11 protein-coding genes, 1 rRNA gene and 1 riboswitch are annotated in these 10,978 nt (G+C 67.9%); of the genes, 1 reads left to right on the forward strand and 11 read right to left on the reverse strand.

The annotated features are described in order from the left end of the window. Positions 1-46: 46 nt before the first annotated feature. Positions 47-144, reverse strand: a riboswitch (glycine riboswitch). A gap of 113 nt (positions 145-257) precedes the next feature. After that, a complete protein-coding gene (locus ACZ5VD_RS42325; RefSeq protein WP_468549982.1) occupies positions 258-629 on the forward strand; it encodes a PRC-barrel domain-containing protein in 372 nt (123 codons plus the stop codon). Positions 630-693: 64 nt separating this feature from the next. Here the strand turns inward: ACZ5VD_RS42325 and ACZ5VD_RS42330 are convergent, their stop codons facing one another. The 11 genes from ACZ5VD_RS42330 to rrf all read right to left on the reverse strand — a co-directional run. Beyond that, positions 694-2,109, reverse strand: coding sequence for a DNA polymerase IV (locus ACZ5VD_RS42330; protein WP_468685801.1), 1,416 nt, complete (start codon positions 2,107-2,109; stop codon positions 694-696). Between the two features lie 58 nt (positions 2,110-2,167). Next, on the reverse strand, positions 2,168-2,812 hold the full coding sequence (locus tag ACZ5VD_RS42335) for a MerR family transcriptional regulator (RefSeq protein WP_468685803.1): 645 nt from the start codon (positions 2,810-2,812) through the stop codon (positions 2,168-2,170). Positions 2,813-3,072: 260 nt separating this feature from the next. Continuing rightward, a complete protein-coding gene (locus tag ACZ5VD_RS42340) occupies positions 3,073-3,546 on the reverse strand; it encodes a bifunctional nuclease family protein (RefSeq protein WP_004002801.1) in 474 nt (157 codons plus the stop codon). A gap of 85 nt (positions 3,547-3,631) precedes the next feature. Beyond that, the gene (ftsR, locus tag ACZ5VD_RS42345) at positions 3,632-4,369 is read right to left on the reverse strand and encodes a transcriptional regulator FtsR (protein ID WP_468685804.1); all 738 of its coding nucleotides are present in this window, start codon (positions 4,367-4,369) and stop codon (positions 3,632-3,634) included. 43 nt (positions 4,370-4,412) lie between these two features. Beyond that, positions 4,413-5,318, reverse strand: a complete 906-nt coding sequence (locus tag ACZ5VD_RS42350) for an FHA domain-containing protein (RefSeq protein ID WP_468549986.1) — start codon at positions 5,316-5,318, stop codon at positions 4,413-4,415. Positions 5,319-5,379: 61 nt separating this feature from the next. Further along, positions 5,380-6,216 carry a DUF881 domain-containing protein gene (locus ACZ5VD_RS42355; RefSeq protein ID WP_468549987.1) on the reverse strand — a complete coding sequence of 279 codons (837 nt, stop codon included), beginning with the start codon at positions 6,214-6,216 and terminating at the stop codon, positions 5,380-5,382. A gap of 5 nt (positions 6,217-6,221) precedes the next feature. Beyond that, positions 6,222-6,554, reverse strand: coding sequence for a small basic family protein (locus ACZ5VD_RS42360; protein WP_003988855.1), 333 nt, complete (start codon positions 6,552-6,554; stop codon positions 6,222-6,224). After that, complete coding sequence (locus ACZ5VD_RS42365; RefSeq protein WP_468549988.1) at positions 6,551-7,456, reverse strand: DUF881 domain-containing protein; 906 nt, start codon at positions 7,454-7,456, stop codon at positions 6,551-6,553. The genes ACZ5VD_RS42360 and ACZ5VD_RS42365 overlap by 4 nt, the downstream gene beginning before the upstream one ends. 98 nt (positions 7,457-7,554) lie before the next feature. Next, entirely contained in the window at positions 7,555-10,050 is a 2,496-nt protein-coding gene (locus ACZ5VD_RS42370) for a sugar phosphate nucleotidyltransferase (RefSeq protein WP_468549989.1), read from the reverse strand. A 115-nt stretch (positions 10,051-10,165) separates the two neighbouring features. Beyond that, positions 10,166-10,774 carry a CDP-alcohol phosphatidyltransferase family protein gene (locus ACZ5VD_RS42375; RefSeq protein WP_468549990.1) on the reverse strand — a complete coding sequence of 203 codons (609 nt, stop codon included), beginning with the start codon at positions 10,772-10,774 and terminating at the stop codon, positions 10,166-10,168. A 109-nt stretch (positions 10,775-10,883) separates the two neighbouring features. Beyond that, positions 10,884-10,978: ribosomal RNA gene (gene rrf, locus ACZ5VD_RS42380) — 5S ribosomal RNA — on the reverse strand; the annotation flags it as partial.

Consider the following 10,978-nt stretch of genomic DNA (forward strand, 5'->3'; position numbering starts at 1 on the left):
GGTGAGAGCGGAAGCCGTCGACACCCGCCCTGCTTTCCAGAGTGACCTCGTCCGTGCGGTACGTGGGCCTGAGAGATTCCGGGGAGGATTTGCTCCTTCGGCGCCTTCCGGATGGTGTCCGGAGGACTCTCCCGCACGGGGTCAGCAGCCGCTGCCAGCCTACCAGCGAGGTCAACGCCCGATCCCTCAAGTGGCCGCCTCCCTGAATCTGCTCTTTTGTAGTGTTTACGGATGAGTTGCGAGCAAGTGGAGGGCCCGTGCAGACCGACATCGATCCGCGCAACCTGATCGGCCGCAAGGCGTTCGACCGCACCGGCACCAAGATCGGCACCATCGACGAGGTCTACCTCGACGACGCGACCGGCGTTCCGGAGTGGGCGGCCATACGCACCGGCCTCTTCTCCAGAGACGCCTTCGTCCCCCTGGAGCCCAGCGAACTGATCGAGGGCACCCTCCGCATCCCCTTCGACCGCGCCCTGATCAAGGACGCCCCCGACTTCGGAGTGGGCCGCCACCTCTCCCCCGACCAGGAACTCCAGCTCTACCACCACTACGGCCTCGACATCAGTGCCCCTCCCCCCTTCCCGGACCACGACTTCGGCAGGCTGGCAGGCACAGAGGAAGCCTGATCCCCACCGACCCCGCAGCCCCGAGTCCCTCCGCCTCACCTGCCCCACGGCACCGACGCGCGACTCACCCCGCCCGCGCTCTCCCTCCATCCACCGAAGACCCCCCGTCACCGTCCCCACCCTCGCCCGGTCTTCGCGCCACCAGCGGCAACGGCTCCGCCACCTCCAACTCCGGATCGTCGATGCGCAACGTCCGCACCCGCCCGGGCTCCGAGTCGGGCGTCTCGAACCGCACGGTGACCCGTCCCAGCCCGCTTCCCTGCACCCAGCCGTGCCCGTACGTGGCATGCCGCACATCGTGCCCCGACACCCACCGCCGCTCGACCGGCGCCACAGGCTCCACGACAGCCGCGTCGACGGCATCCTCCACCGCCCCCGCTTCCCTGCGCTCCCCCGCTTCGGCTTCCCCCGCCGCCTGCGCGAACAGGTCCTCCTGTGTGTAGTCGGCCAGCCCGCTCACCCCCACTCCCAGCAGCCGCACGCCGCCCGTCGTGTCCACGGAGTCCAGCAGCCGTGCCGCGGCCTCCCGCACCACCCCCGGGTCGTCCGTGGGCCCCCGCAGCGTCTCGGACCGGGTCAGCGTGGAGAAGTCGTACCTCCGCACCTTGAGCACGATGGTCCGCCCGGACAGCCCCGCGTCACGCAGCCGCCGCACACACCGGTCGGCGAGCCGCTGCACCTCCATCCCCACCCTGAGCCGGTCATGGATGTCGACGTCGTACGTGTCCTCCACGGACACCGACTTCGTCTCCCGCTCGGCCACCACGGGCCGCTCGTCGTGCGCCAGCGCCATGGCGTACAGCGCATGACCGTGCGCTTTGCCGAGCAGCCTCACGAGCTCGTCCTCGCCCGCCTCGGCGATCTCGTCGATGGTGTGGATGCCGCCCCGCCGCAGATGGTCACCCGTGGCCGGCCCGACCCCCGGCAGCGTCCGCACCGACATCGGCCCCAGCAGCGCCCGCTCGGTCCCGGGCTCGATCAGCACCAGTCCGTCGGGCTTGGCCTGCTCCGAGGCGATCTTCGCGAGCATCTTGGAGGCGGCCAGCCCCACCGACCCCGTGAGCCCGGTGAAGGCCCGTATGTCGGCCCGCAGCCTGATCCCGGCCAGCCGCGCCGACTCACCGTCCCAGGCCGCTTCCCCGGCCTCCAGGTCCACGAACGCCTCGTCCAGGCTCAACGGCTCCACCAGCGGCGACAGCGCCCGCAGGAGCCCCATCACCTGCTCGCTGATGGCCCGGTAGAACGCGAAGCGCGGCACGAGGTACGCCGCGTTCGGAGCGAGCCGGCGCGCCTGCGCCATGGGCATCGCCGAATGCACCCCGAAAACCCGTGCCTCGTAGGACGACGTGGCCACCACACCCCGCGGCCCGAGCCCACCCACGACCACGGCCTTCCCGCGCAGGCTCGGCTTGGACGCCTGCTCCGCCGCGGCGAAGAAGGCATCCATGTCGAGATGCAGGATCGTGGGCGCGCTTCTCACATCCCCGATGCTGCCCTACGCCACTGACAATGCCGTCTCCGAAGAGCCGGGCCGGCGCTCAGACCGCCCGGTTGCGCCGCCGCGCCAGTTCGTCCGCGGGGTTGTGCCCGACAAGGGTCTCCCCGGTGTCGATCCGCTCCCCGTGCAGCTGGGAGAGCGCGCTCTCCACGTCCCGCCAGACCACACCCACGGCGATCCCGAAGATCCCCTGACCGCCCTGGAGCAGTGCGTGGACCTCGTCCGGCGAGGTGCACTCGTAGACCGTGGCACCGTCGCTCATCAGCGTCATGCGCTCCAGGTCGCAGAAACCGCGTTCCCTGAGGTGCTGCACGGTGGTGCGGATGTTCTGCAGCGACACACCGGTATCCAGAAAGCGCTTCACGATCTTCAGGACGACGACGTCCCGGAAGCTGTACAGCCGCTGCGTCCCCGACCCGTGGGCCGGCCGCACGCTCGGCTCCACGAGGCCGGTGCGGGCCCAGTAGTCCAGTTGCCGGTAGGTGATACCGGCGGCCGCGCAGGCCGTGGGACCGCGGTAGCCGATCTGTTCGGACGCCATGGACGTCGCCCCTCCACTGCTCGGCACGGCCGCCGGTCGCTGCGGAGCGTGATCGACCGCGTTGCTGTGAAGCGGGTACGGGCCGCTCGCCCCGAGACTGCGTCCGGGGGCACCCCCAGCCGTACCGTCGCCCCTGCTTCTCACGCCGACCTCCGTCCTTGACCTGCCTTCTCGACGGTAGGCAGTCACCAGGGGCGCGTCAACGATCGCCACACTCGGCACGCCGGGTGATAATCACCCTACGAGTGGTTTCCCGCACCCAACCGCGGGGAAAGGCTAGCCGAATGCGCTCGTAGTGGCTTGCAGGACTCTCTCACGCGCCGCTGGCAAATGCCGGCATTTGAGACGTCACCGGACATGGACGAGCCCGGCGGGGCTGTCCGCCCGCCGGGCTCGTGGATGTCTCACTGGCTGCTGGTGCCGAAGTCCTCGGGCGAGATCTGGTCGAGGAACTCGCGGAACTTCTCCACCTCGTCCTCCTGCTCGTCCGGGATCGCGATGCCGGCGTCGTCCAGCACACCGTCACTGCCGTAGATGGGCGTTCCGGTCCGCAGGGCCAGTGCTATCGCGTCGGAGGGGCGGGCACTCACCTCGACCCCGCTGGCGAAGACCAGCTCCGCGTAGAAGACGCCCTCACGCAGGTCCGTGATGCGCACTTCGGTGAGCTCCTGGCCGACAGCCTCCAGCACGTCCTTGAACAGGTCGTGGGTCAGCGGTCGAGCGGGTGCCATGCCCTGCTGCGCGAAAGCGATCGCCGTAGCCTCCCCAGGCCCGATCCAGATGGGGAGGTAGCGGTCGCCTCCCACTTCACGCAGGAGCACGATCGGTTGGTTGGAGGGCATTTCGACCCGGACACCTACGACATCGAGCTCGTTCACACAGCAACCCTAGGCCGTGCCCGGGACGTTTGGGTAGTCGGGCAGAGAACGGGCGGCCGATCCGGCCTGCGCCGAAGGGCCGACGTCACGGCAGCCGCACGCCCAGCGCGGTCTGCACGAGTGCCGCGTGCAGCTTCATCGTGAGCCCGGCCAGTTCCTTCGTACGCGCTTCGGCGTGTGCCCTGGTCTGCGGGTTGCGATGGCGCCGCAGCGGAGCCACCACCTGGTCCACCAGTCCGGCCTCACGGTCGGCCGCCGCCTTCATCACCCGCAGATGGCGCGGCTCGATCCCGAACTGCCCCAGCTCGGCCACGAGCGAGGCCACGGTGGCCGCCTCCGCGTCGTACGCCCCGTCGGGCAGCGGAGTGATCAGCCCGTACGACTCCCACTCCTGTAGTTCCTGCTCGCCGATCTCGGCGGCGGCCATCAGCTCGTCCCGCCCGATCCTGGCGGCCGTGGGCGCCTCGGCGATCTCAACGACGCCCTCACCGTCCCGCTGGCGGCCCACCGCCGGCAACGGCAGTGCCTCACCGCGCTCCATGGCGTCCAGGTGCTCACGGATCACCTTGAGCGGCAGATAGTGGTCCCGCTGCATCCTCAGGACGTGACCGAGGCGCTCGACGTCGTGGGCGCTGAACTTGCGGTACCCCGAGGGGGTCCGCTGCGGCTCGATGAGCCCCTCCGACTCCAGGAAGCGGATCTTGGAGATGGTGACTTCGGGGAACTCGTCGCGCAGCGCGTTCAGCACCGTGCCGATACTCATCAGCCCACTGTCCGTGGCGGCGTTACCGTTCCCGGCACCGCCGCTCGGTGTTTGAAGCATGGACCTTCCCTGGGGGTTCCCCCGGATGGAGTCTGGGGGAGGGTCAGTAGCCTCGCTGGCTCGCGTAGAAGACCAGCCGGTACTTGCCGATCTGCACCTCGTCACCGTTGTTCAGAGCCACCTGGTCGATGCGCTCACGGTTGACGTACGTACCGTTCAGACTGCCCACGTCGGCCACCGTGAACGAACCGTCCTGACCGCGACGGAACTCCACGTGCCGACGGGAGACCGTGACGTCGTCCAGGAAGATGTCGCTCTGCGGGTGACGCCCGGCCGTGGTCAGGTCGCCGTCCAGGAGGAAGCGGCTGCCCGAGTTCGGTCCGCGACGCACCACCAGGAGCGCCGAGCCCAGCGGCAGCGCGTCGACCGCCGCCTGTGCCTCCGGAGAGAGCATGGGCATCTGCGTCTGACCCGTGACCTCGGCGTCGTAGGCCTCAAGCCCGGAGATGGAGATCGTGGACGTCGTCTCGGACGGGCGCTCTGGGGCGGCGCCGGCCCGCAGCGGAGCACCACAGTTCGAACAGAAGCGGCTGTTCTCCGCGTTGCGGTTACCGCACCTCGTACACACCAGGGCCGACATAGGGGAAAACCCTCCACCCGTACTTGAGGTTGACGGTTGCCCGAAACCTATGCCTCCGGACTGGGCAGGGTCAACTGACGGCGCGCCCTGACCTCCCGGAACGTCCTCGCCGGGACCGCCGACCTGATCCCGGAACAGCGGGCGCTGGCCTTCTGCGTCAGGCTGTGCGCGATGGCGGGCGGTCGCGTTGTCGCTGCCCTCTCGCGCGCTCTTGCCGAACAACTTCGCAAACAACTTCACGGGCGATTCCCCTTGACCGAAACAGACCCGCCCGTGGGGCAGGACGAACCCTGATTGAACACACCGGTCGACCCGGACATCCTCACAACGTCCGTATCCACCAGACAGTTTCCACCACGCACCACCCAATCGGTGCGCCGACCCCCCGCAACCTCTTGCCCTGGCCGGACGCCCCCCATGCACCCCCGGTTCACTGGGAGGACGACCGAGCGTAGTCAGGCCGCTTCGCCGCTCGCAAGGCGTCCACGACGATCTTGTCCGACCGCTCGACGCTCACGGTGGCCTGCTCCTTCTCCAGAGTCTGCACCACGCCTCCTGGGATGTTGAGCGCCGGTTCGAGGTCCTGCGGCTTACCGATGACCTTGAAACGATAGGGAGCGTTGATCTTGTTCCCGTCGACGCTCACGCTCTTGTCGGAGTCGGTCAGATAGGTGCCCGCGACCACGCGCACGCCGTTCACCTGGATCGCCTCCGCACCGGCCGCGCGCAGCTCCTGGATCGCGTCCAGGAGCATGTCCGCCTTGACCGTGCCCTTCGTGTCGTCGATGGTCATCGTGATACCCGGCCCCTGTGCGGCCACCGTGCCCGCCAGGATGCCGAGCTGCTTCTCCTTCTCGACCGTCTGCTTGCGGGCCTCCTCGGCCTGGTCAGAGCTGTTCTCCAGCTCGTCCCGCTGCTTCTCAAGGCCCTGCTTCTCGTCTTCAAGACGCTGAGTACGGTCATCCAGTTCATCCAGGATGCGCACCAGATCCTCCTGACGGGCGCCCCGCAGCGCGCTGTCACCGTCACTGTTCGACGCCACCTGAACAGCCAGACCGAAACCCAGCCCGAACAGCAGCACCGCGACGATGAGTTGGGCCCGGGTGACCCGCGGCGGCCACAGCCCGTTCGCCAGCCGCTGCCGGCCCAGGCGCTGCGGCGGCTCCTCGGAGGCGTCCGCCGTCGGCTCCGGAGCGCCGGCGGTCGCTGCCTCCGGCGGCAGCTCCTTGCGCAGCCTGTTCTCGCCTGTCTCGTTCTGGTCGCTCATCCGCCTCACGCCCGGAACACGTGTCGGCGGATCGCAGCGGCATTGGAGAAGATCCGGATGCCGAGCACGACGACGACGCCGGTGGACAGCTGGGCACCGACGCCCAACTTGTCGCCCAGGAACACGATCAGTGCGGCCACGACCACGTTCGACAGGAACGACACGACGAAGACCTTGTCGTCGAAGATGCCGTCGAGCATGGCCCGCAGACCTCCGAAGACGGCGTCGAGCGCCGCCACCACGGCGATCGGCAGATAAGGCTCGACGACCGCCGGAACCTCGGGCCGGACCAACAGGCCGGCCACGACTCCCACGACGAGGCCCAGTACGGCGATCACGATGTGCCCTTCTCAGTTCTCGGCTGTGCTGTACGTACGATCACACTCGGTGCTGCGGGCAGCCGGAGGTCGTCCTCCACCGAAATGGCGGTCCGGATGCCGTAGTTCTCCTGCAGGGCATGCAGGTACAGGCCGTCCGCGCTGTCCTGGAACCTGGTGCTCAGCCGCTTGCCATCCCCCACGGCGAGCACCGTATACGGCGGCACGAGCGGCTTGTTGTCGACCAGTATGGCGTCCCCCGCGGCCCTGATCGCCGACAGTGCCGTCAGCCGCTGCCCGTTGATCGACACGGCCTCGGCACCCGACTCCCACAGCCCGTTGACCACCCGCTGCATGTCCCGGTCCCGCACGCGCCCGGTGTCGGAGAACCCGGAGGTCTCCCGCGGGTTGCCGTCACCACCGGTGGTGGCTTCCTTGGCGTCGTCCACGACCAGCTTCACACCGGGACCGTGCACTTCCACGGCGCCCGACAGGATGCCCACGAGTTCCGCCTGGGAACTGCCACCGCTGTCCTTGAGGGCGGCACGTTGGCGCGCGCCGACGTCGTCGCGCAGTTCGTCGACGGAGTCCTCGAGTTCGTCGGCGGTGTCCGTCTCCTGATCGATGCGGTCGATCAGCTCCTCGCGCTCCTTGGCGACGACGGGGGCGGCGACCCGGGCCTGGGCCGCTCCGACGGTGACGATGAGCGCCGCGAGCACCAGGCCGGCTGCCAGCCCCAGCTTCGCGCGCAGCGTCCTGGGCAGTCCTCCGTCGCCCGCGGCCTTCCTGCGGGCGGCGGCCTCCGCGTACCCGTCGTCGAGGCTGTGGTCCATGACGTTGGTGAGCAGCGACATGGAGGCGTCCGGGCGCGAAGGGCGCGTGGGTGTGCTCCGAACGGGGGGCTGCTGCGGCATGCCGCACATCGTCGCACGTCGCGACCGTCAGCTCCGAATGGCCCCACCGGCGTGCCGGACAGGCCCCCTTGGGGACACCTGTCCGGCACGCGCGCGTGCAGTGGGTTTCAGCGCCCGGCGCTGTCCACGACGGCCGACCACTCGTCGAGCAGGGCCTGTGCGGAGGTGTCGTCCGGTCCTTCGGCCCACAGGTGGGTGACCGCCTCAGCCGGGTCGGGCAGCACCATCACCCAGCGCCCGTCGGTCTCGACGACCCGCACGCCGTCCGTGGTGTCCACGAAGCGGTCTCCGGCCGCTTCGACGACTCGTCGCATCACAAGTCCCTTGACGGCCCAGGGGGTCGCCAGATCCCGCTTGAGGACGTGCGCCCGCGGAATCCGCGCGTCGATCTGGCTGAGTGTCAGCTGCGTCCGCGCCACCAGTCCGATCAGCCGTACGAAGGCCGCCGTTCCGTCGAAGACACTGCTGAACTCGGGGATGATGAACCCTCCCTTGCCGTCCCCGCCGAAGATCGTCGTCTCGTCGCGACCGACCCGGGTCAGGTCGTCGGGAGAAGTGGTCGTCCACTCCACCTGTGTCCCGTGGTACGCCGCCACCTGCTCGGCGATCCTCGTCGTGGTCACCGGCAGCGCCACCCGGCCACTGCGCCGCTCGGCGGCCACCAGGTCGAGCATGACGAGCAGCGCGCGATCGTCCTCGACGATCCGCCCCTTCTCGTCGACCAGCGACAGCCGCTCGCCGACGGGGTCGAACCGCACCCCGAACGCGGCCCGCGCGGACGCCACGATCTCGCCCAGCCGCACCAGTCCCGACCGCCGCGTGTCCGCCGACTCGGTGGGCCTGGACTCGTCGAGCCCCGGGTTGATGGTCAGAGCGTCCACACCGAGCTTGCCGAGCAGACTGGGCAGCACCAGCCCGGCACTGCCGTTCGACGCGTCGACGACGACCTTGAGCTCGGACCCGGAGATCCCCGTGACGTCGATGTTCCGCAGCAGCGACCCGGTGTACGAGTCGAAGACACTGGCGGGGAAGTGCAGGTCCCCGATCTCGCCCGGGAACGCCCGCCGGTACTCCTGGCGCGCGAACACGCGGTCCAACTTGCGCTGGCTCCCCTGTGAGAGGTCCGCACCCTGCCCGTCGAAGAACATGATGTCCACCGAATCCGGGACCCCGGGCGTGGTCCGGATCATGATCCCGCCGGCGCTGCCCCGCGCGGTCTGCTGCCGCGCCACAGGCAGCGGTACGTTCTCCAGGTCACGTACGTCGATGGCGCTGGCCTGCAGCGCGGAGATGACCGCCCGCTTGAGCGCACGGGCACCGCGTGAGTGGTCACGGGCCGTGGTGACGGTCGAGCCCTTCTTGAGCGTGGTCGCGTAGGCGCCGGCGATACGCACGGCCAGTTCGGGCGTGATCTCCACGTTGAGGATCCCGGACACGCCTCGGGCGCCGAAGAGGTGTGCCTGCCCCCTGGACTCCCAGATGACCGAGGTGTTGACGAACGCGCCGGCCTCGATGGTCTTGAACGGGTAGACCCGCACATTGCCCTGCACGATCGACTCTTCACCGATCAGGCACTCGTCCCCGATGACGGCGCCGTCCTCGATGCGAGCCGCGCGCATGATGTCGGTGTTCTTTCCGACGACGCATCCCCGCAGATTGCTGTGCTGTCCGATGTACACGTTGTCGTGCACGACGGCCTTGTGGAGAAAGGCCCCGGTCTTGACGACGACGTTGGAGCCGATGACCGAGTGTTCCCGGATTTCGGCTCCGGCCTCGACCTTGGCGTAGTCGCCGATGTAGAGAGGACCCCGAAGAACGGCGTCGGGATGTACCTCGGCACCTTCCGCGACCCACACTCCCGGGGAGATCTCGAAGCCGTCCAGCTCGACGTCGACCTTGCCCTCCAGGACGTCGGCCTGCGCCTTCACATAGCTCTCGTGGGTGCCGACGTCCTCCCAGTAGCCCTCCGCGATATAGCCGTAGACCGGCTTGCCTTCCTTCATCAACTGAGGGAAGACATCACCGGACCAGTCGACGGGGACGTCGGCCTCGACGTAGTCGAAGACCTCGGGCTCCATCACGTAGATACCCGTGTTCACGGTGTCCGAGAAGACCTGGCCCCAGGTCGGCTTCTCGAGGAAGCGCTCGACCTTGCCCTCCTCGTCGACGATCGTGATGCCGAACTCCAGGGGGTTGGGTACACGCGTCAGACAGACGGTGACCAACGCACCCTTTTCTTTGTGGAAATTGATGAGCTCAGTGAGATCGAAATCGGTCAGGGCATCACCGGAGATGACGAGGAAAGCGTCGTCCTTCAACGCTTCCTCGGCGTTCTTGACGCTTCCGGCAGTACCGAGTGGCTTCTCCTCATTGGCATAGGTGAGCTCCATACCGAGCTCCTCACCGTCACCGAAGTAGTTCTTGACCAGCGAGGCCAAGAACTGGACAGTAACGACGGTCTCGTTGAGCCCATGCCTTTTGAGCAGCCTCAGAACGTGCTCCATGATCGGCCGGTTGGCCACCGGCAGGAGCGGCTTGGGCATGCTTGAGGTCATGGGACGAAGGCGTGTGCCTTCGCCTCCGGCCATCACGACGGCCTTCATGTCGGAAGCGTCCTCCTCTAAGAGACGACGGTCTAGCCGACTTCACCCGTCCAGATTGTCCCGCACTTCTTCTCCGCGGGCCATCGGGCCGATACGACCGCTGCAATCGGCGAGTTCAGTCGGCCTTGGGGTCCGCACGAACCAGGCGGCGGACTTGTACCACATAGAGGACTCCTGCCCACCAATACAGCGTTGTACCCCATCCTGCGAACGCCCATCCGAAAATAGCAGCGAGTGACGCGATCCATCCACTTCCGTCACTGAGCAGCAGCAGGGGGAAGGCGTACATCAGGTTGAAGGTCGCGGCCTTGCCCAGGAAGTTCACCTGGGGGGGCGGATAGCCGTGGCGTCTGAGGATGCCCACCATCACCAGCAGAACCAGCTCGCGCGCCAGAAGTGCAGCGGTCAACCAGATCGGCAGAATCTCGCGCCAGGTGAGGCCGAGCAATGTCGAAAGAATGTAGAGGCGGTCGGCCGCCGGGTCCAGGAGCCGGCCGAGGCTGCTGATCTGGTTCCAACGCCGTGCGAGCTTGCCGTCCAGGTAGTCGCTGATTCCGCTCAGGAGCAGTACCAGCAGCGCCCACCCGTCACTCTCGGGGCCACCGAACTCAGGCCTGAGGATCAGCCACAGGAAGAGCGGGACTCCGGCGAGCCGCGCCATGCTGAGGATGTTGGGGATGGTGAGGACCCGTTCCGTCTGGACGCGGGTCTCCTGGACCTCCACCCGAGAGCCTCCTGTGCAAAACGAGCCAACGATGCTCCCTGACCCTACCTCAACGCAAAAAAGCTCTGGCTCTTGGGCTGCGTGCCCAAGAGCCAGAGCTCTAAAAGGAGTTCGGCGGCGTCCTACTCTCCCACAGGGTCCCCCCTGCAGTACCATCGGCGCTGTAAGGCTTAGCTTCCGGGTTCGGAATGTAACCGGGCGTTT

The sequence above is a fragment of the Streptomyces sp. NPDC032822 genome, from assembly GCF_055578825.1.